This window comes from Streptococcus sp. 21.1 (genome assembly GCF_016648635.1).
Taxonomy (GTDB): Bacteria; Bacillota; Bacilli; order Lactobacillales; family Streptococcaceae; genus Streptococcus.
Window position 1 is genome coordinate 35646 of record NZ_JACLQL010000010.1, and the last position, 21121, is coordinate 56766.

At 42.4% G+C, this 21121-nt stretch carries 21 protein-coding genes and 2 tRNA genes; 3 read left to right on the forward strand and 20 right to left on the reverse strand.

Annotated elements, in window-relative coordinates; translation table 11 throughout:
- From trmD to H7U01_RS07955, 18 genes are all read right to left on the reverse strand, one after another.
- Positions 1-720 (reverse strand): tRNA (guanosine(37)-N1)-methyltransferase TrmD, encoded by a 720-nt coding sequence (gene trmD, locus H7U01_RS07870; RefSeq protein ID WP_060972852.1) that lies wholly within the window; start codon positions 718-720, stop codon positions 1-3.
- On the reverse strand, positions 710-1228 hold the full coding sequence (gene rimM / locus H7U01_RS07875; protein ID WP_107373250.1) for a ribosome maturation factor RimM: 519 nt from the start codon (positions 1226-1228) through the stop codon (positions 710-712). The genes trmD and rimM overlap by 11 nt, the downstream gene beginning before the upstream one ends.
- A gap of 220 nt (positions 1229-1448) precedes the next feature.
- Positions 1449-1520: transfer RNA gene (locus H7U01_RS07880), tRNA-Glu, on the reverse strand.
- 29 nt (positions 1521-1549) lie between these two features.
- A tRNA-Gln gene (locus H7U01_RS07885) sits at positions 1550-1621 on the reverse strand.
- Between the two features lie 301 nt (positions 1622-1922).
- Positions 1923-2567, reverse strand: coding sequence for a response regulator transcription factor (locus H7U01_RS07890; protein WP_201041406.1), 645 nt, complete (start codon positions 2565-2567; stop codon positions 1923-1925).
- Entirely contained in the window at positions 2557-3567 is a 1011-nt protein-coding gene (locus H7U01_RS07895) for a sensor histidine kinase (RefSeq protein WP_002891418.1), read from the reverse strand. The genes H7U01_RS07890 and H7U01_RS07895 overlap by 11 nt, the downstream gene beginning before the upstream one ends.
- Positions 3564-4262, reverse strand: a complete 699-nt coding sequence (gene liaF, locus H7U01_RS07900) for a cell wall-active antibiotics response protein LiaF (RefSeq protein ID WP_037603001.1) — start codon at positions 4260-4262, stop codon at positions 3564-3566. The genes H7U01_RS07895 and liaF overlap by 4 nt, the downstream gene beginning before the upstream one ends.
- 162 nt (positions 4263-4424) lie before the next feature.
- The gene (locus H7U01_RS07905; protein ID WP_201041407.1) at positions 4425-5183 is read right to left on the reverse strand and encodes a potassium channel family protein; all 759 of its coding nucleotides are present in this window, start codon (positions 5181-5183) and stop codon (positions 4425-4427) included.
- 144 nt (positions 5184-5327) lie between these two features.
- Positions 5328-7199, reverse strand: coding sequence for a Stk1 family PASTA domain-containing Ser/Thr kinase (gene pknB, locus H7U01_RS07910; protein WP_201041408.1), 1872 nt, complete (start codon positions 7197-7199; stop codon positions 5328-5330).
- On the reverse strand, positions 7199-7936 hold the full coding sequence (locus H7U01_RS07915) for a Stp1/IreP family PP2C-type Ser/Thr phosphatase (RefSeq protein ID WP_073687922.1): 738 nt from the start codon (positions 7934-7936) through the stop codon (positions 7199-7201). The genes pknB and H7U01_RS07915 overlap by 1 nt, the downstream gene beginning before the upstream one ends.
- A gap of 43 nt (positions 7937-7979) precedes the next feature.
- On the reverse strand, positions 7980-9302 hold the full coding sequence (gene rsmB, locus H7U01_RS07920; protein ID WP_073685670.1) for a 16S rRNA (cytosine(967)-C(5))-methyltransferase RsmB: 1323 nt from the start codon (positions 9300-9302) through the stop codon (positions 7980-7982).
- Positions 9292-10227, reverse strand: coding sequence for a methionyl-tRNA formyltransferase (gene fmt, locus H7U01_RS07925; RefSeq protein ID WP_201041409.1), 936 nt, complete (start codon positions 10225-10227; stop codon positions 9292-9294). Before fmt ends, rsmB begins: the two co-directional genes overlap by 11 nt.
- 17 nt (positions 10228-10244) lie before the next feature.
- Entirely contained in the window at positions 10245-12641 is a 2397-nt protein-coding gene (locus tag H7U01_RS07930) for a primosomal protein N' (RefSeq protein WP_201041410.1), read from the reverse strand.
- A gap of 142 nt (positions 12642-12783) precedes the next feature.
- On the reverse strand, positions 12784-13098 hold the full coding sequence (gene rpoZ / locus H7U01_RS07935; RefSeq protein WP_002886855.1) for a DNA-directed RNA polymerase subunit omega: 315 nt from the start codon (positions 13096-13098) through the stop codon (positions 12784-12786).
- 21 nt (positions 13099-13119) lie between these two features.
- Positions 13120-13749 (reverse strand): guanylate kinase, encoded by a 630-nt coding sequence (gene gmk / locus H7U01_RS07940; protein WP_064524112.1) that lies wholly within the window; start codon positions 13747-13749, stop codon positions 13120-13122.
- A 234-nt stretch (positions 13750-13983) separates the two neighbouring features.
- The gene (ftsY, locus tag H7U01_RS07945) at positions 13984-15381 is read right to left on the reverse strand and encodes a signal recognition particle-docking protein FtsY (RefSeq protein WP_201041411.1); all 1398 of its coding nucleotides are present in this window, start codon (positions 15379-15381) and stop codon (positions 13984-13986) included.
- Between the two features lie 10 nt (positions 15382-15391).
- Positions 15392-16210 (reverse strand): Cof-type HAD-IIB family hydrolase, encoded by an 819-nt coding sequence (locus H7U01_RS07950; protein WP_201041412.1) that lies wholly within the window; start codon positions 16208-16210, stop codon positions 15392-15394.
- Entirely contained in the window at positions 16203-16997 is a 795-nt protein-coding gene (locus H7U01_RS07955) for an HAD-IIB family hydrolase (protein WP_201041413.1), read from the reverse strand. The genes H7U01_RS07950 and H7U01_RS07955 overlap by 8 nt, the downstream gene beginning before the upstream one ends.
- Positions 16998-17178: 181 nt before the next feature.
- Here H7U01_RS07955 and H7U01_RS07960 point away from each other — a divergent pair, with 181 nt between their 5' ends.
- Genes H7U01_RS07960 through H7U01_RS07970 form a run of 3 tightly spaced genes read left to right on the forward strand, consistent with a single transcriptional unit; the run spans position 17179 to position 19056 of the window.
- On the forward strand, positions 17179-17556 hold the full coding sequence (locus H7U01_RS07960; protein ID WP_201041414.1) for a GntR family transcriptional regulator: 378 nt from the start codon (positions 17179-17181) through the stop codon (positions 17554-17556).
- A 4-nt stretch (positions 17557-17560) separates the two neighbouring features.
- Positions 17561-18259 (forward strand): ABC transporter ATP-binding protein, encoded by a 699-nt coding sequence (locus tag H7U01_RS07965; protein ID WP_201041415.1) that lies wholly within the window; start codon positions 17561-17563, stop codon positions 18257-18259.
- Positions 18260-18270: 11 nt separating this feature from the next.
- The gene (locus H7U01_RS07970) at positions 18271-19056 is read left to right on the forward strand and encodes an ABC transporter permease (RefSeq protein ID WP_201041416.1); all 786 of its coding nucleotides are present in this window, start codon (positions 18271-18273) and stop codon (positions 19054-19056) included.
- 50 nt (positions 19057-19106) lie between these two features.
- On the opposite strand, the gene H7U01_RS07975 is transcribed toward H7U01_RS07970, so the two are convergent.
- The gene (locus H7U01_RS07975; protein ID WP_049554144.1) at positions 19107-20036 is read right to left on the reverse strand and encodes an ATP-binding cassette domain-containing protein; all 930 of its coding nucleotides are present in this window, start codon (positions 20034-20036) and stop codon (positions 19107-19109) included.
- Positions 20029-21114, reverse strand: coding sequence for an ABC transporter ATP-binding protein (locus H7U01_RS07980; RefSeq protein ID WP_002891435.1), 1086 nt, complete (start codon positions 21112-21114; stop codon positions 20029-20031). Before H7U01_RS07980 ends, H7U01_RS07975 begins: the two co-directional genes overlap by 8 nt.
- Between the last annotated feature and the right edge of the window lie 7 nt (positions 21115-21121).

The window sequence follows — 21121 nt, forward strand, 5'->3', positions numbered from 1 at the left end:
TTATTTCCCTTCTGCTTTTATCTCTTCTAAAATCTGACGTTCTTCATCCGTAAAGTCATAGTTTTCCAAGAGGTCTGGTCGACGCTCCCAGGTCTTACGCAAACTCTGTTCCATACGCCAACGTCGAATATTGACGTGGTGCCCTGACAAGAGAACATCTGGCACCTTCATGCCACGAAACTCAGCTGGGCGCGTGTACTGTGGAAATTCCAAAAGCCCTGATGAGAAACTATCATCCTTATGACTAGCTTCCTTACCTAAAACTTCAGGAATCAAGCGGACAGTCGCATCTACAATAGTCATTGCAGCCAACTCTCCCCCAGTTAGGACAAAATCTCCCAAGGAAATCTCATCTGTCACTAAGGTTTTGATGCGCTCATCATAACCCTCATAGTGACCGCAGATAAAGACCAATTCCTCTTCTTGCGCCAATTCTTCTGCATAGGCCTGATCAAAGGTACGACCCGCAGGATCTAAGAGAATAACGCGAGGTTTTGTGACGTCTAACTTGTCAAAAGTATCAAAAATTGGCTGGGCACGTAGCAACATACCTTGACCGCCACCGTAAGGTTCATCATCTACGTGACGAGCCTTCTCCGCATTTTCACGAAAATTGTGATAGTTGATTTCTAGAAGGCCCTTATCCTTTGCCTTACCAACAATGGAATGCTCTAAGGGAGCAAACATATCTGGAAATAGGGTCAAGATATCAATCTTCATCGTCTAATCCTTCCATGAGCTCAACCTCAACACGTCCAGCTGCAACATCAACATCGAGAACTACAGGTGGGATGTATGGCAAAAGCAAATCTTTCTTACCTTTACGTTTTACTACCCAAACATCATTAGCGCCCGGTTGGAGAATCTCTTTGACCTGACCAATCAAAGTATCACCTTCGTAAACATCAAGGCCAATGATTTCATGGTAGTAAAATTCCCCATCATCAAGGTCTGTTAAATTTTCCTCAGCAACCTTGAGGCTGCAGCCCTTATACTTCTCCACATCATTGATATGATAAAGCCCCTTAAACTTAACGATATCAAAGTTTTTATGTTTACGGTGACTCGCAATCTCAACATCCATGATGTAGTTGTCTTTGTCATCAAAAAGGGCTAGGACACTCTTCTTCTTAAAACGCTCATCCGCAAAATCTGTTACAGACAAAACACGAAGTTCCCCCTGCAAGCCCTGTGTATTCACAATCTTTCCAACGTTATAGTATGTCATTGAATTTCCTTATTATATGTTTTCTTATTCAAATGAAACCACGACTCGACCAACTGCTTAGCATCATCTGATAACCATCACAAAACAAACATTTTACATCAGGTCGAGGTCTTGTCATTTATGATTTTAAAGTGGTATAAAATGTCTGGCCTAGGCCAGTCAACCCCTCTATTTTATCAAAAAGGACACAAAAAAACCAGCTTTCTCTAGCTGGCACTTATAGTCCGTACGGGATTCGAACCCGTGTTACCGCCGTGAAAAGGCGGTGTCTTAACCCCTTGACCAACGGACCATAATCTGTGTCTCTACCCTCAGGTAGAACTGGGGTAGCTGGATTCGAACCAACGCATGAGGGAGTCAAAGTCCCTTGCCTTACCGCTTGGCTATACCCCAAAAGACTCTTATTATTCTACAGAAAAACTAGTTGGCTGTCAACACTTTTTTAAACTTTTTTCAAAAAAAGCAACCGGAAATACCGATTGCTAGGAGTTAGGAGATTTCATCATCTAAGCGAACTTAGATAGATGATATGAGGTCGCTTCAACCTCATATGAAAAAAGAAAAGTTTTAGGATAATTTCATTATATGTTTTGCTAGAAATAAAGTCAAAAGATTTGACTTGCAAAATCCGAGTAAGGGGTAAGAATTATGATAACTCTCCCTAGCCTCTAAATAACAAGGTTAGTTGATAACTTTATTCATCATCCTGTGAAACCAAATGATGTCTAAAGGCATAAACAACAGCCTGAGTACGGTCATCAACATTGAGTTTTCCTAGGATATTAGACACGTGCGTTTTAACGGTTTTCAATGAAATGAATAGCTCGTTAGCAATGGTCTGATTGTCATAACCCTTAGCCAAAAGTGCCAGGATATCACGTTCACGTGCCGTTAAGTCATCGTGTAGGTCCGGATGGCTATCGTGGTATTTAATCTTATTGTCCACCTCTGTTTCGATAGCTTCTTCACCACGGTAAACCTTACGGATACTATTGAGAATCTCTGCCGCACTGCTAGTTTTAAGCACATAACCTTTAGCACCAGCTTCAATGACTGGATAAATTTTTTCATTGTCCAAATAGCTAGTCAAAACCAAAATCTTGGCTTCTGGCCATTCTTTGAGCAATTCCAAAGTCGCTTGAACACCATCTAATTCAGGCATGACAAGGTCCATTACGACGACATCTGGACGAAGTTCCAGGGCAAGGTCAACACCTTCTCGGCCATTGCTCGCTTCTCCAACCACTTCGACATCTCCTTGGAGATTCAGGAAACTCTTAAGGCCCAAACGGACCATCTCATGGTCATCGACCAAAATCACATTTATCTTATTCGACATTGTCTTCTCCTCTTAATATCGGCACACGAACATCAATAGATGTTCCTTTACCTGTAGCAGATAGGAACTGCACAGTTCCCGCCATTTCATCGACACGCTCCTGGATATTTTTCAGTCCATAACTCATCTCGTCAGTCGACGCATTTAAATCATAACCAACACCATTATCCAACATTTTCAATTGAATTTCCTGACTATTTTGATAGAGATAAACCTCTATCTGGCTAGCCTTGGCGTGTTTAAGAGTATTAGAGATAAACTCTTGGGCAATCCTAAAGAGATTATTTTCAATACGCTTAGGCACTTTCTTAACCATATCCTTGTAGACGACATGGATATTGGATTTATCGGTTAATTCCTTAAGAATCATCTGCAAGCCTTCTTGCAAGGTCTTGTTCTCAAGCTCTGTCGGACGAAGATGCAAAAGCAAGACACGCATATCATTTTGAGCATCCGTCAGCATGGCCTCAACCGCCTGAATTTGATTATGCAAATCTTCTTTACTTAGCTGGTCCGCCATCTGAGAGACACCAGAAAGAATCATACTAGCCGCAAAAAGTTCCTGACTAACGGTATCGTGAAGGTCACGAGCAATACGTCCTCGTTCCTTCTTAATAATATCACGGCTTTGAAGAGCTTGAGCATTCTCAGTTTTCTGCAAGTCCTTAGTCAATTTACGCATCTTATGAGATAAGCGCATCATATTCTTGTCTAACTCAATATCTCCCTGACGTTTGACTGGTTGATTATTGATAATGCGGCGCAAATCCTGATTGACTGATCGCATACTGTTATCATTGGCAATGGCCCAAAGAATATAAAGCAAAATGAGCAAACTCAGAACCACAAAAAACATGTTAAAAAGAAAATGGAAGACCTGAGATAGATTACCAAAAACCAATGAAAAGTTAAGGTTAAAGCTATCCATAACCACTAGGGTAACGCCAACCAGAACAACAACTGAATAAATCAGAATCAAAAATAGGTACTGTTTCTTCATTTGCGACGTACCTCCACTGGTCCAGCTCCCACATTGAGAATCAATTTCACTGTTCGATGAGCATGTTCATACTCCGCCCCCTGCAAGGTCAATCTTTCGTAACGGAGGTCGTACTCATCTTCATTGAAGAAGGTGACAGAGCTATAAATCGCTGATATATTGAGCTTGACGGAAACATCAATTGGTACCAAGATAGTCGTCGGACCATAAAGTTTCTGCAAAATCACAACATTATCTCGCCCCGAGACGATAACCTGGGTCAAATCAATCACATCTGTTCCAAAGAAACGGATGATATTGATATCATCAAAGTCATAACGATCACTGACAGGTTCCATCCGAGTTCCAATCCACTGATTTCGCACAGCCTGAGGATCCAAGTCGTCTTCCTTGAATTGAATGAGAGCGTAGCGATTCTTTTTCTTAACCTGTGAAAAATGGTTAATCATGACATAGGCCACACCCACTAAAATCGCAAGCACCACATAGATATTCCACATGGAAACCAGAAAAAGTGAGATCAAACAGATGGTCAAGACAAAGTCACTTTTGGATTCCTTATTAAAAAAGCGAACCGCTAACAAGGTCAAAACCAGAATGAAAATAAAACTGGTAATATCATTATTAAAAATGGTAATCAGGCCCAGAGTCAAAAGCAGGGCTTCCACCACTAAGAAAAAATTAAATTTGGTCATAAGGACCTCTCAAATAAAAGTATACAGGCTTCATTCTATCAAATTTTAAGGCAATTGACAAAAAGACCCAGTTTGAGCATTGAGTAATCAAGATAGAAAAGGGGCAGAAGAAAGCAAAAAAGTGCCTCCATTACAGGAAACACAGTCTTTCATTCAAAAATCTTAACCGTCAGTATCGTCCATTTTGCTTCTTATCATTAGCACTGTACTTCTGATTTCCTCCAGTATGACACGCTGCTCTGCTAATTCTTTCTTAAGCTCGGCTAATTTTCGTTCAGTCTGACGACCTGACCGCACAAAAATATTATTAAGAGAGCTAGTTAACAACCCTAGAGTGGCAATCCCACTAAACATGAGAATAACAGCGACTGCCTTACCTACAAGCGTTTTAGGAACGATATCTCCATAACCAACCGTAGTCACCGTTGCTACAGACCACCAAATAGCATCTATAAAATTATGGTGTTCTACTCGGGCAATAACAGCACTACTGATAAGAATGATAATACTATTAACCGAAAGTAGAAAATAAAAGCCATTTCTGCGATTGATACGATTGGAAATATGCTTGAGCTTGCTGCTCAAACCAATTAAACGTGAGAGTTTGGCCAACCTGGCAAAACGTCCCACTCTTGAAAAACGAAGGAAGGTAAAGACTTCATTATAGGGAATAATAGCCAACAAGTCCAACACATGTGTTTTAACAAAGATTCGCTTACGAGGTGCTAAGGAGAAACGAATCGCATAATCAATGGCAAATATGAGCGTTATAGACTGATCTATCACTCTAAAAGGTCGCCTTCCAATTGAAATTAAGCCAACTAAATCAAAGATAACCAAGCCAATGGAAATCAGGGCCAGGACTGTTATGACAATATCGTAGGTAATGATATACCTTCTCAGTTTTCTACGGTTTCTCATAGCGTCTCTCCTATATGTGATGTCTTCATTATAAAAGAATCTCTGACCTCTGGCAAGCAGGCTTTTTAGGCTATCGACAAGATCTCTAGGTAGCAAAAAAGAGAGCTTAAATAACCTCTCTTCATTATGTCTAAGTTTTTTAATCTATTGTAGTTCTGTGTGAGTAGCCTCTGTCGAGGTTTCAGTGCTTGAAGTTGTACTGTCAGTACTTGAGCTCGTTGATGACGAATGTGTCGTACTACTTGAGCTTGACTGAAGGTTTGAACTTGCTGTTGCAACCGAAACATAGAGAATCACTGTACCATCAACACTTGTACCAGCTTGTGGATCTTGATAAAGGACCTCCGTACTGCTAGGAATCTTATCCTTATCTAACTTAGCACCAGTATTATAGTCGTGGTACTCGATGCTACTACTTGAGATATTCTTACGATTCAAGGTTTGAACTGCTGTTGAAACCGTCAAACCAGTCACATCAGGCATGGTAACTATCTTAGGCGTTGCCACACGGAACTTAATCTTAGCCTTACTATCCTTAGGATTGAAAGACTTGTTTTTCCCTGGACTTTGAGATAGGATTTCTCCCTCTTCAGCACTGTCGTCTTCGACATGCTGAATATCAATTTGGTCCTCAGAAACACCATAATTCGAAGTTAAATCCTCAATGGCATCCTTATAGTTTTTACCCTTGTAGTCTTTCAAAGCGAAACCTTTACTACCAGAAGAAACATAGACATCAATGCTTGATCCTTCTTTTCGTGTGGTTCCAGCTGTAGGATCGGTCTTGATGACCTTACCCGTATCGACAGAGTCATCTTCCACTTCTTTGACTTCTCCTACCTTAAATCCAGCACCCTCAATTTTAGTCTGAGCTGTGGACAACTCCTGACCGACCACATTAGGTACTTGGACATTATCAGGATTGGTAAAGACTAAATAAGCAAAGATGATAATACCAATAAAGACAAGTCCTAGGAAAACCTTGAGTAAGGTTGAGAAGAAGTTCTTCTTTTTCTTCTTAGCTGGTGTCGTTTTTTTCCTTGGTTGTTTACTTGGAGCAGGTGTAGGCTCTGATGGTTCAGCAGCAACGGCTTTTTTCTCAAGACTTGCTGATGGAACTGGATCAACCTTCGGCAAGGTCTTAGTATCCGTCATATCATCAAAGACTACCTTGGCATCACGTCGATGACTAGGATGCAAACTCGTTACCAAGTCACGGCTCATTTCCAAAGTACTATTGTAACGATTTTCTAGTTTTTTGGCTGTTGCTCGAATAACCACGTTTTCCAAAGCTTGGGGAACATTACGGTTCTCTGCCAAAATAGATGGGAGTGGCTTTTGGAAATGTTGGAGTGCAATGGTTACTGCACTGTCACCATCATAAGGAATATGACCTGTCAACATTTCAAAAAGCATAATACCCATAGCATAGATGTCGCTTTGGATAGTTGCTTTCGATCCACGAGCCTGCTCTGGTGAGAGGTAGTGGACAGAACCCAACATAGAGTTAGTTTGAGTTAGACTAGTCTCTGCAAAGGCAACCGCAATTCCGAAGTCTGTGACCTTGGCTGTACCGTCCTTAGTTAAAAGAACGTTTTGTGGCTTAAGGTCACGGTGGATAATGCCCTTTTGGTGGGCAAGAGTCATGGCGGAAAGAACCTCCCCCATGATACGCACAACATCTTGGTTAGAAAGTGGCGCATGGTCTTGAATATATTTCTTCAAGTCCGAACCATCCACATACTCCATCACCAAAAACTGCTGGCCGTCTTCTTCGCCAATATCTCGGATAGCAACGATATTAGGATGACTGAGTTCTGCCATGGCACGCGCTTCACGCTGGAAACGCGCCACAGCCACCTGATCCGTTTGGTAATTGGTACGTAGCACCTTAATAGCTACTCTTTCATTATCCAGAATCAGGTCGTTAGCCAGATAAACATCCGCCATACCACCACGCCCGATAGACTTAAGGATTCGATAACGTCCAGCAAACAATTTGCCAACTTGGATCATTATCCTTCCTCACTTTCTATTTTGATGAGAGCAACGGTAATATTATCATGACCACCAGCCTCATTGGCTGCAGCTACCAAACGACTCGTTTTTTCCTCGACGAAACCAGGACTGTTGACAATATGAACAATCTGTTCAATTGAAATCATATTAGTCAATCCATCTGAATTGGCCAAAATATAGTCTCCTGGTTCCAATTGTTGGACACCAAGGTCAGCCTCAATCGGAGCAGCTTGCCCAATAGATTGCGTAATGATATTACGTTGTGGGTGAACCGCTGCTTCTTCTTCGGTCAACTGACCAGCCTTGATAAGAGCATTGACCAAAGAGTGGTCATTCGTCAATTGCTTATACTCACCATTACGGATAAGGGCAATACGTGAATCCCCAACATGGGCGAAAATCACAGCATTATCAACAAAGGCAAGAACCTCGATAGTTGTTCCCATTCCCTTATATTCTTCGTTTTGGCCAAGCTCATAGATTTTACGATTTTCTGCATCAATGGCAGCAATCATCCAATCACGAATTTGACTCAACTCACGAAAATCAGTGTTAATCCAGTCACGACCAAGGTCAGTCACTGACATCTCACTGGCAATATTTCCAGCACGGTGTCCACCCATTCCATCTGCAACAACGACAAGGGTAACACCAGCTTGGTTGACAAATTTATTAACAAAATCTTGGTTATTTGACCGTTTTTGGCCAATGTCCGTTAATAATGATATTTCCATAGTTTTCTTTCTGACTTGCGTCAGCATTTCCTCCTCTGTAACCCTAAGCTTTTTTACGCAACTGTGCGATGAAAAAACCATCAGTTAGATACTGTTCGGGGGTAATTGCCAAACAGCCATTGACCACGATGTCTTTACATGGATGGTCTAAGGCAACTTGCTCAAAATCAGGATGGCTCTCAAGAAAGGCTTGAATCACCTCTTGATTTTCTTCTGCTATGATGGTGCAAGTACTATATGTTATTATACCACCTTTTCGTAGGGTTTGACAAACGCTGGATAGGATATCCAACTGCACAGCCTTAAGGGACTCAAAGTCTTGGAGATCCTTGTTATATTTGATATCGGGTTTCCGACGAATGAGCCCAATTCCCGAACAAGGTGCATCCACTAATATCTTGTCAAAACTATCAGCGGCGAAGACTTGATGTACCTGACTAGCATCCAATTTCTGAGTCTTAACCTTGTCAGCTAATCCAAGACGTTGAGCATTTTCTTCGATAAGAGCAAGTTTATGATCATAGAGGTCAAGCGCCGTCACATGTCCACTCGTCAAATATGAGGCCATATGTACCGTCTTACCACCAGGTGCCGCACAGGCATCCAGGATTTCTTCCTCACCTTGAATCCCTAAAGTTGGTGCAACCAGTTGACTGGTCTCATCCTGAATGGTCAACAAGCCCTCTTTAAAATAATCTGTCCCAGCAAAGTAACCTGAAGACTTAACAAGCCCGACTGGGGATAATACTGAACACTCAGCCCCAGTGGCCTCCGCAATCTCTTCCAAACGTGACGCATCCGTTACACGCACACTAGCCTTGTTTCTCACAAAAAGGCTTTGGAAAATAGCAAGGGCACGATCCTCTCCATACTGGTCGATAAGTTTTTTAACCAACCATACAGGTAGAGAATACTGAACAGAATAGCGTTTATTGACACGTTTGATTGTGCTTGGATCTGGCAAAGGCTGGCTAGATAGTTTACGAAGAACCGCATTGACCAGCTTCTCAGCCCCCTTTTTATTGCCACGATTTTTGGCAATAGAAACGGCATCATTAACCACCGCATGAGCTGGAATCTTATCTAAATAGGCCAACTGATAGAGACTCAAAAGTAATAAGTCATAGACCCAAGGTTCAAGCTTGTCACGGTCCTCGATGACATGGGCTAGGATCCACTCCAAAGTAATCTTACGAGCCACGGTCCCATAGACAATTTCCGTCACCAAGGCCTTGTCCTTATCTGTCAGATGCGACTTGCTCAGATGGGCATTGAGAGCAATATTTGAGTAAGCTCCTTCCTGGAAGACTTCTTCTAAGACTTCAAGTGCCTGTCCACGGGCTGTTTTTTTCCAATCATTGGCCAAATGCATCACCTACTTCAAGATTGCGTCCGACCCCATTAAGGAAATCAGCAATAGCCATACGAGGCTTTCCAGCAGGCTGAACTGTCTTAAGTGAAATGGCTCCCTGACCAGTCGCAACTACCAAACTCTTCTTGGTCTTTTCAATGATATGACCAGCCTGTCCTTGGCCTTCTACCAAGTCCGCTTCATAAATCTTGAAATGTTTGCCGTCAAGCAAGGTATGTGCCACAGGCCATGGATACATGCCACGGATTTGATTGAAGATGTCACGAGCCGGCTTGTTCCAATCAAGGCGCTCCTCTTCTGGACTAATATTTGGCGAAAACGTTACCTGACTGGCATCTTGAGGAACAGGTTTGATTTCTCCAGCAATGTAGGCAGGCAAGGTCTCGAGCAAAAGGTCACGACCCAAGACGGCCAATTTTTCAAACATGCTACCAACATTATCCTCGTCAAGAATTGGCAAGGACTTTTGGCTAACCATGTCACCAGCGTCCATCTCCTTGACCATTTCCATAATTGTCACACCTGCTTCTGCATCCCCATTGATAATGGCATAATGAATAGGTGCCCCACCACGGTATTTTGGCAAGAGAGAAGCGTGGACATTCACCGCAAAATCCATGCTATTAAGCAACTTGCTTGGTAAAAATTGTCCATAAGCTGCAGTAACAATCCCATCAGCACCAAGCGCCATCAATTGCGCCATTTCTTCTGACCCTGACAATTTTTCCGGTTGATAAATTGGCAAGTCATGCGCCAAGGCTACTTCCTTGACCGGTGTCATGCGAATTTCTTTTTTACGGCCGACAGCACGGTCTGGTTGCGTCACCACAGCGACAATATCATAACGCTCATCGGTCAAAAGTCCTTCCAGCACTGTCGCTGAAAAGGCAGGCGTTCCCATAAATACTAATTTTGTCATATTCTTCCTTTTCTAGATTAAGTAAAATTCTGAGGTTCGTGATCAATAATCAAACGCAGGTCCTTGTTTTCAGGTTCCTGGGTCATGTCAAGGACCCTATTAAGCGTTTCTTCCAAGTTATCCTCAAAACGGTATTTGATAATAATCTGATAGTGATAAAGGTTATGTGTTCGGGCAATTGGCTTAGGCGTAGGCCCTAGGAAGGTCACCTTGTCTGACAGGTGCTCTCTTAAATAAGCCATAACCTCATAGCTCTTCCGAACCACAAACTCTTCATCCTTGTGAGAAAGCGTAATTCCTACCGTATAGAAATAAGGGGGATAGGCCAACTGACGTCGAATCCCCATTTCATAGGCGTAGAAACCTTCATAATCCTGTTGCTGTGCAAACCGAATGGCATAATGACTAGGATTATAGGTTTGAATAATAACTTCCCCTTCCTTGTCAGCACGACCAGCACGACCAGCCACCTGAGTCAACAGTTGGAAGGTACGCTCAGCTGAACGAAAATCTGGTAAATTTAGCGACGTATCTGCATTCAAGACCCCTACCAAGGTAACATTTGGAAAATCCAAGCCCTTGGCAATCATCTGAGTTCCAAGCAAAATGTCAGCCTTACCACTTCCAAAGGCCTCCAAGAGTTTCTCGTGAGCCCCTTTCTTGCGTGTCGTATCAACATCCATACGAATCACTTTGGCTTCTGGCAAAAGTTCCGTCAATTGGTCATAAGCCTTCTGTGTCCCAGTCCCATAATAGCGAATCTGACGGCTCTGACAGTTAGGGCAGACATGTGGTATTGCTTTTTGAAAATCACAATAGTGGCAATTCATGGTCTTGGTATCCATATGCAAGGTTAGGGAAATATCACAGTTGGGACAATCATCCACATAGCCACAGTCACGACACATGACAAAAGAGGAATAGCCACGACGGTTCAACATTAGCACGACTTGTTCCTTACGTCCCAAGCGTTCTCGGATTTTCTCTAAGAGAGGTGGCGTAAAATCACTAGCCTCTTGACGGCCCACAAAATCCTTAAAGTCCACCACTTCCACCTGAGGAATTTTGGCATTAGGATTAGCCCTCTGAGTCAACTCAAGAAAATGGTAAACCCCTTTCTGAGCTCTCGCCCGAGTCTCAATAGACGGTGTTGCTGAACCAAGAACAAGCACGGCTCCATGACTCTTAGCCCTAAGCAAGGCCACATCTCTAGCATGGTAGCGAGGATTAGACTCCTGCTTATAAGTAGCCTCATGTTCCTCATCGATAATGATAGCTCCGATATTGTTCAAGGGAGCGAAGATCGCCGAACGTGCTCCTACCACAACCTTGGCCTGACCAGACCTAACCTTTCGCCACTCGTCAAATTTTTCACCGTCTGACAAGCCTGAATGCATAATCGCCACCAAGTCACCAAAACGTGAAATGAAACGATTGGTCATTTGGGGCGTCAGGGAAATTTCTGGCACCAAGACAATGGCAGTTTTCCCCATAGCCAAGGTCCTCTCGATAAGATGCAGATAGACCTCTGTCTTACCTGATCCCGTTACCCCTTCCAATAAGAAAGGTTTGCTACCTTGTCCAATTTGGCGCGTCATTTCTTCAACAGCATGCGCCTGTTGAACATTAAGCTCAAGAAAATCCGTCTTCTCTACCTTTTCAAAGTAGCTATCGGCACGATTGACCTCAACTTCAGTGATGACCAAGGCACCAGCTTCAATGAAAAACTTAACCACATCTCGTGAAAAAAGCTTGTGGAGGTCTGCCACCTTCCCTGGCTCGCTCTTCTCGAGCAAGAAGTCTCGTATCTCCAAACGCCTCTTAGCCCGTTGCGAAATAGCCAAAGTCTCAAGAATGCCCTTTTGAACACTATAGTGCTTCTCAGTCTTAATGTTCTGCTTATCCTTAGCAAGGTAATCAACCGTTACACGCCCAGACTGGACCAGACGAGGAATGGCTTGACGCTGCTCCTCTGACAACTGCGAGAAAAGAACATGATCCTGCCCCTGAAGAAAAGTCTGTTTATCCTCTTCACCCAGTTTATCAGTCGCCATGATAACCTTATCGTACTGAGAATTAAGGAGACCAGGTAGCATTGACTTCAAGATGGAAATCTTATAGGAAAAGACCGTATGTCGCATCTGATCAGCCAAATCCAGTTGATCCTGATTAAGGACTGGCTCATAATCTAAAAGCTCAGCAATAGGTTTTAATTCAGGAAAGTCTCCTAAATCCTCCTGCTCCTCGAAGCCAATAACAAAACCTTGAAGTAAACGATTTCCTTTACCAAAAGGCACATGAACCCGCATACCGATGGCGATTTGTTCTTGCATGGCTTCCGGTACCAGGTAACTATAAGGTCTGTCCGTCTGCATCAGAGGAACGTCGACAATAATATGTGCTACTAAAACCATAAATCTCCTCCTGTCACTTCCTTAAGACCAGTATCTTCCAAGCTCAAGAAAATATGAGCTGCCTATTATCGTCATAAAGAAGGAAGCTGAGACACTATGCCTCAGCTCCCCTCTCCTCATAAACCAAAGCAAGACTTTGATTTTAGATTTTATCGCCTTCTTCTTTTTCTTTAGCGATTTGTTCTTTGATTTTACGTTCTTCTTCCTCAGCAGCAAGACGTGCTTGAATCACTTTCAAACGTGCCAATTCACGTTTAGATTCTGGATCTGGGTGGATAGTCACATTACCAGATTCAATCTCTTCAAGGGCTTGAAGGGTTGGTTTTACTGACGTAAACTCTTGAGTTGGTTCAGCACCAGCGGCTAATTCATGGGCACGTTTGGCTTGCAAAATAACCAATGAATATTTTGAAGGCACTTTATCCAAAAGTTTGTCAATAGAGGGTTTCAACATCATAATTCTATACCTATTTCTAATTTATTTATCTGATAATTTCTTTTCTGAAATCATATTACGATAGCGACCAATCACACGGTCAACTCGGAAGTGTTCTGCTTCAATAACACGTTTGACACGCTCAGCAGCCAAAGGCACTTCGTCATTAACAATGGCATAATCGTATTCGCTCATAAGAGCAATTTCTTCACGCGCACGCTCGATACGTTGAGCAATAACTTCCTCAGAATCTGTCCCACGACCAATCAAACGTTCTTGAAGCTCGTTCAAATCCGGTGGTGTCAAAAAGATGAAGACAGCATCTGGGACCTTTTTCTTAACCTGAAGGGCACCTTGAACCTCGATTTCAAGGAAAACATCAATACCTTTATCCAAGGTTTCATTAACATAAGTCAAAGGTGTTCCGTAGTAGTTACCCACATACTCAGCATATTCCAACATTTGACCCTTACGAATAAGCTCTTCAAATTCCTCACGCGAACGGAAGAAATAATCCTTTCCATCAACTTCACCAGGACGTTGAGCACGTGTGGTCATTGATACTGAGTATTCAAATTTATGGTCAGGTGTTGAAAAAATCTCCTGACGAACAGTTCCTTTTCCGACACCAGAAGGCCCTGAAAAAACAATCAAAAGTCCACGTTCAGACATGTCTTCTCCTTAAACTAAGATTAAAAATCTTCTTATGACTCACCTTAAAAAAGAGAAAACAATCATCTCTTTTTTTGGCTTAGGGGTTGTTCAGTGATTAAGTTACAGCTCACTTTTCAGAGCATGCGTTTTTCCTTACTATTTTACCAATAAAAGCGACTTTTTTCAAGGTGAGGACACCATTAAAAAGAGTGAATTCCTTTTCTCAGTACTCACTCTTTTTTAAATACTCTTTTAAACCAAACCAGTCAAGAGACCTTGCATGAATTCTTCTGAATGGAACTCACCAATATCATCAATTTTCTCACCAAAACCAATTAACTTAACTGGAATATCCAACTCTTGGCGAATGGCTAAAACCACCCCACCCTTGGCACTACCATCCAACTTAGTCAAGACAAGACCTGTGAGAGGTGTGATTTTTGAAAATTCCTTAGCCTGACTAAGGGCATTTTGACCCGTTGAGGCATCCAAGGCCAAGAGGGTTTCATGAGGTGCTTCTGGAACCACACGTTTGATAATACGACCAATCTTTTCAAGCTCTGCCATAAGATTGTCTTTATTTTGCAAACGCCCCGCAGTATCAACCATAAGGACGTCGACTCCCTCAGCAAGGGCCTTTTCCATACCATCAAAGACCACTGAAGCTGGGTCAGCCTTCTCAGCACCAGTCACTACTGGCACATCAACACGACGTCCCCACTCAACCAACTGAGCGACAGCTCCCGCACGGAAGGTATCGGCAGCTACCAACATAACTTTTTTGCCTGCTTGTTTGTATTTATGCGCCAACTTACCGATAGACGTTGTCTTACCAACCCCGTTAACACCAACAAAAAGCATGACTGTCAAACCATCTTGGAAATTAATCTGCTCCTTGTAGACATCATCCTTCTCGTAGATATCCACAAGTTTTTCGATAATCAAGCGTTGCAAATCCTCAGTCTTTTTAACATTTTCAAGGCGGGCTTCATAGCGCAAATCTTCCGTTAATTGCGTTGCAACATTAACACCAACATCAGAAAGAATTAGCATTTCTTCCAATTCTTCGAAGAACTCCTCATCAACACGACGGAAGTTCGCAAAGAATTCATTCAAGCGAGCAGCAAAACCAGTACGCGTCTTCTTGAGGGTACGGTTATATTTTTCTTGTTCTGTTTCAGTTTTTGAAGCCTGAACTTCTTCAGGTTTTTCCTCAACTTTACGGGTTTGAACGGCTTCAAAAGTGACAGTTTCACCTTTTTCTGCAGCAGCGGCTACTTGAGCCTTCTTAGCATAGTAATCAGCCATGACATCCGCAAAGTGGTTATCCACAGCAACTTGACTTTCTTCTGACTCTGAAACGTCTTCTGCTTCGCTTGAAGCCTGATTATCAACAGAACGGTCTTCGTCAGACACTGCTTCACTTTCTTCTGTCACAGTAGAATCACTAGATTCAACAGATTCTGTGGATGAAATCTCTTCTACTTGAGTCTCTGACTCACTGAGCTGTTCTGTTTGACTCTCGCTTATCCCTTCACTTGTTGACAAGTCTTGATTATCAAGAGCCTCAGTTTCTGAAATTTCCTGATTTGCTACAGTTTCCTGTGACTGGTTTTCCTCTTGTCCAAATAATCGATCAAATAGACCCATTTGGTTCTCCTTATTTCTCTAGAATATATTTGTGGATGGCCTCAGCCACTCCAGATTCCTCATTAGTTTTTGTCGTTACTGCCTTGGCAACAGCCTTGACCTTGGGAACAGCATTCGCCATAGCCACACCAAAACCAGCCCACTCCAGCATTGTCAAGTCGTTTTCCTCGTCTCCCATAGCCATGACCTGACTTTTATCCAGAGCAAGGTAATCAGTCAAGAGTCTCAAACCTACAGCCTTATGAACACCTTTAGGCATAACCTCTAGGATAATTTCACGAGACTTAAAGACCTCAAACGCTTGGTATAAATGGTCAGGTATTTTTGGAATTTGAGCATCCAAAAACGCTTCCTCACAGACCGTAACTACTTTATTATAGACGATATTTTCAGGAATGTCATCAATACTCTCCACATCAACGAAGGTCAAGGTAGGATTAGCCTGACGATAGAGAGAATGATTGCCTTGACTTGGCACACCATAGACAATGCCATCACTGATAACATCCATCGGGAGCCCCAGAGGCTCAAAAACAGCATAAATCTGCTTTAAATCTTCTCGACTCATCTCTTTTTTTATGAGGATATCGCCGTTATTACGCTGAACCAAGCCACCATTGAAGGTCACACTATAGTGCTTATCATCCAACAAGCCCAAATCTTCCAAGATATGAGTAATAGCTGGCAGAGGGCGACCAGTCGTAATGACCACATGAACCCCCTTAGCTTCTGCCGCTTTCAGAGCAGCTCTATTTTCAGCTGTTACTTGCTTATCCTTAGTGAAGAGTGTCCCATCTAGGTCCAAGGCCAACAATTTAATCTCAGACATCTGAGTCCACCAATCCTTCCATGTAGTCAAAGACTGCACCGTCTTTATGGTGACCAATCACTTCGTCAGCTACTGCCTTAATCTCATCGCGGGCATTTTCCGTAGCAACCGCATGCCCAGCAAAGGTCAACATCTCCATATCATTGAGATTATCACCAAAGGCTACAACATCTGAAGCTTGACGCCCCAACTCTTGACAAAGATGGTAAAGACCAAAGCCCTTGTCCACACCTTTAAGGATAATATCCATAGAATCAAAGCCAGTTGTCACAGCTGTCATATCCTCAAAAATCGTGTTGAGGTAGTCACCACGTTCCATAATGGTATCCCCTTGGAACTTAGCAGTTACCTTGAAAATGTCATCTGTAACCGCTTCAAGGTCCGTTGTCATAACATTTTCATAGTAACGTTCCATGGCCTTAAGATAGGCTGGTTCTGCATCGTTTGGAGCATAGGCACCACGACGTCCCGACAAGAGAATTCCCTCGCAAGTTGGCAAGGCTAAAGTCGTGTCTGCAATTTCTAAATAATCTTTAGGTTCTAGCTTGGACTCAAATAGGACTTCACCCTTGTACTGAACCAAGGCCCCATTCTCCGCAATAATAGCAATGCGGTCCACAAAACCATCAAAAAGCTCCTCCAAGGCCAAGAGAGCTCGGCCAGAAGCTACTGTAAAAACGTAATCTTTAGCTTCACAAGCATCCAAAAGGTTATCCAAACGTGCCTTGTCATAGGCACCAAGATGGTCTAGAAAGGTACCATCCATATCTGTTGCTAAAATTTTCAAAATAATCTCCCTTCAGGTCGAATATACTTGCCCCTATTGTACCAAAAATAGGGATATAAGTTTGGGAAAAGCCAAAGAAATTAGAGAAAATATGGCATTTTACTTGCAAATTCAGTGTTTTAGTTGTATCATTACGGTAGTACAAAAATAATACTATTATACTTTTAGAAAGGAGTCTCTTATGGCTTGGACATTTGATGAAAAATCGCCAATCTATCTCCAAATCGCCTATCGCGTCAAACTGAAGATAACTTCCAAGGAATTGAGTATGGGACAACAACTCCTACCCGTTAGAGAATTTGCTCAGGAAGCTGGAGTCAATCCTAACACTGTACAAAGAGCCTTCCAAGAACTTGAAAAAGAGGGGTTGGTCTACTCTGCCCGTACCTCTGGTCGCTTTGTTACCGAAGATGAAAAACTAATTGATCAAAAACGACACGAGATTGCCCAAAGTCTCATGAAAAACTTTGTCACTGAGATGACAGCCATTGGTTTTAGCTCACCTGAAATCAAATCTATCATCACTGACTACATCGAACAAACAGGAAAGGACTTGTAGACCGATGACTGATATTGTAACTCTAACAAATCTCACCAAGACCTATAATGGTATTCCAGCCCTTAGAGATGTGACCATGTCCATCCCTTCTGGTAAAATCATTGGTCTCTTAGGACCAAACGGTAGTGGTAAAACAACCCTAATCAAAATTTTGAACGGCCTCCTTCAACCGACTTCAGGTTTAGTGACCATTAATGGATTTCAGCCGTCACCTATCACTAAGGCGCAAGTGGCTTATTTGCCTGACACAACCTATTTAGATGAAAGTAAGACAATACAGTACTACTTGGATTTCTTCCAAGATTTTTACGCTGACTTCCGCTATCCTCTTGCCTTGCAACTCTTGCAGGATCTAAAGCTCCAACCTGATTTGCGCCTTAAGGACCTTTCAAAAGGTAACAAAGAAAAAGTTCAGTTGATTTTGGTTATGAGTCGTGAAGCTAAACTCTATCTCCTCGATGAACCTATCGGTGGAGTCGATCCCGCGTCACGTGACTACATTCTTAAAACCATTATCAACCAATACTCTGAAGAAGCTTCTGTTATCATTTCAACTCATTTGATTGCAGATATTGAATCTGTCCTAGATGAAGTTGTCTTCTTAAAATACGGTCAGATTGAACTTCAAGGGGATGCTGATAATATCCGTCAAGCCCATGGCAAATCTATCGACAAACTCTTTAGAGAGATGTTCCACAACTAGGAGGTATGAGCATGTTTTGGAAATTAGTTAAGTATGAATTACAATCGGTCCGTAAGTGGTACCTTGGCATCTATGGTATTGCCATCCTACTCTCTATCCCCTTGGGCTTAATGCTTCGAAAATCTATTTTTGTAACTGAACAGAGCCACCAAGAACCTAGTCTACTCTTCTTTGCTTTCTTCACACTGATGGTTTTTGCTACCATTATTGTATGGGGAGCCATTTATATAGCAACAATAGTCCTCATTGTCAGACGATTTGCAAAGACTGTCTTTGGGAGAGAAGGTTATCTAACCAATACGCTCCCAGTTTCTGCCCACCAATTAATCTTGTCTAAACTCTTGGTAGCCTTTATTTTAGATATCATTTCATCACTCGTTATACTCCTTTCGATTGGAATTATAGCTGCTTTCTGCCTTGATATGAAAGATATCCTCCTAGCTACCAGCTACTTTGGCCAGATCCTAAAAGAGATAGGCGCTTTCTACCTCTTCATCCCTTCTACAATCTTGTCAATGATTGCTGGTATCCTTTTCTATTACCTCTGTATTAGTATCGGAAATCTCTTCAACACTAACAAAGTTCTTATGGGATTTGTCGCCTATTTCGCCATTCAGGCTATCCTATTCTTTATTGGTTTCTTCTTTGGACTCGGTGCAGCCTTGACCGGAGACGCAACACATACTGCAATTAATAACTCGTCATATATCTTTAGTCTAGTTCAGTCTCTCATTCTCATCGGAGCAAGTTACTTTGGTACCTACTACATCATGACCAAACGCTTAAATTTAAACTAAAGAAAAACCGTGTTCCTTTTGGAACACGATTTTTTTTGCATTGAAAAGACTTATTTACTTTGTTCTTTACGATAAGTCTCAATTTCGGCTTTGTTACCCCAAACGAAGTGTCCTGGACGTACTTCAACCATTTCTGGTTTATCAACCGAATAGTCGTGTTGGTTTGGATCATAAACCTTCAAGACTTTCTGACGTTCCAAGATTGGGTCTGGAATAGGAACAGCAGACAAGAGTGACTTGGTGTAAGGGTGGATAGGATTGTTGTAGAGTTCTTCTGTCTCAGCAACTTCCACGATTGTCCCCTTGTAAATAACAGCGATACGGTCAGAAATGAAACGGACCACTGACAAGTCGTGAGCGATAAAGAGGTAGGTCAATCCCAACTCTTTTTGGAATTTCTTAAGCAAGTTCAAAACTTGGGCACGAACTGACACGTCAAGGGCTGAGATGGGTTCGTCAGCGATAACCAAATCAGGTTGCATGACCAAGGAACGTGCAATCCCAATACGTTGACGTTGTCCCCCAGAAAATTCGTGAGGGTAACGTGTCAAGTGCTCCTCAAGAAGTCCCACTTCTTTGATGATTTTCTTGATTTTAGCTTTACGATCTTCCTCATCCTTATAGAGATGGAAGTTATGCAAGCCCTCAGACAAGATATAATCGACTGTTGCACGTTCATTCAAACTAGCCGCAGGGTCTTGGAAAATCATCTGGATACGACGGATAAGGTCGTTTTTCTCAGAGTGAGACAAGTGTCCATTGATTTTCTTACCGTCAAAAATAATCTCACCATTACTTGTATCATTTAGACCAATAATGGCACGCCCGATAGTAGTTTTACCACTACCAGACTCACCAACGAGGGAAAAGGTTTCACCCTTGTTGATGAAAAAATTAGCATTGTGGACAGCAACGAATTTCTTGCTTCCTTCACCGAAGGAAATCTCCACATCTTTTACTTCAACTAACTTCTCAGGCATTGCCTTCCTCCTCATCTCCTAAATGTGCAAACCCCATATTAGCACGGATTTTTTCATGTAGATTTTGGATAACCGCAGGTTTTTCAACTTTTGGTGCATCCTCATGTAAGAGCCAGGTCTTAGCCCAGTGAGTATCTGAAACTTGGAATTGTGGTGCTTTTTCCTCGAAGTCAATCTGCATAGCATAGTCTGAACGCAAGGCAAAGGCATCCCCAACAACCGGTGTATAAAGTGATGGTGGTGTCCCTGGAATTGAGAAAAGCTCACCCTTATCATCGGCCAACTGTGGCAAGCTTGAAAGCAAGCTCCACGTGTATGGATGACAAGGCTCATAGAAAATTTCCTCAACAGTTGCGTATTCAATGATTTCACCAGCATACATAACAGCAACCTTATCAGCGATACTTGCTACCACACCAAGGTCATGGGTAATGAAAATCACTGAGAAACCGTACTCCTCTTTGAGTGATTTCAAGAGGTCGATGATTTGAGCTTGAATGGTCACATCGAGGGCAGTTGTTGGTTCGTCACAGATAAGGACATCCGGATGACAAGCCAAGGCAATGGCAATAACGATACGTTGACGCATCCCACCAGAGTATTGGAAAGGATACTCATTGAAACGTTTTTCAGCATCAGGAATACCAACCTTGTCCATGTAATCAATGGCCATTTTTTTAGCTTCTTTGGCTGATTTTCCTTGGTGTTTGACAATGACTTCAACAATTTGGCTACCGATAGTCTTAATTGGGTCAAGACTGGTCATAGGATCTTGGAAGATAGTTGCAATCTTAGCCCCACGAATAGATGCCCAGTCTTGGTGACTCTTAAGCTTAGTCAAATCTTGACCGCGATAATCAATCGAACCACTAGCGACACGACCATTTTCTTCAAGCATACCTGTGAAAGTCTTAGTCAAAACTGATTTACCTGAACCAGACTCACCAACCAAGGCTAAAACTTCACCTTCAACCAAATCAAGGGAAACTCCTCGAATGGCTGTCAAAACACGGTCACGAACGTCAAATTCCACGACGATATCGCGAGCCGATAATATTACATTTTTATTTTCTGTCATATTGGAC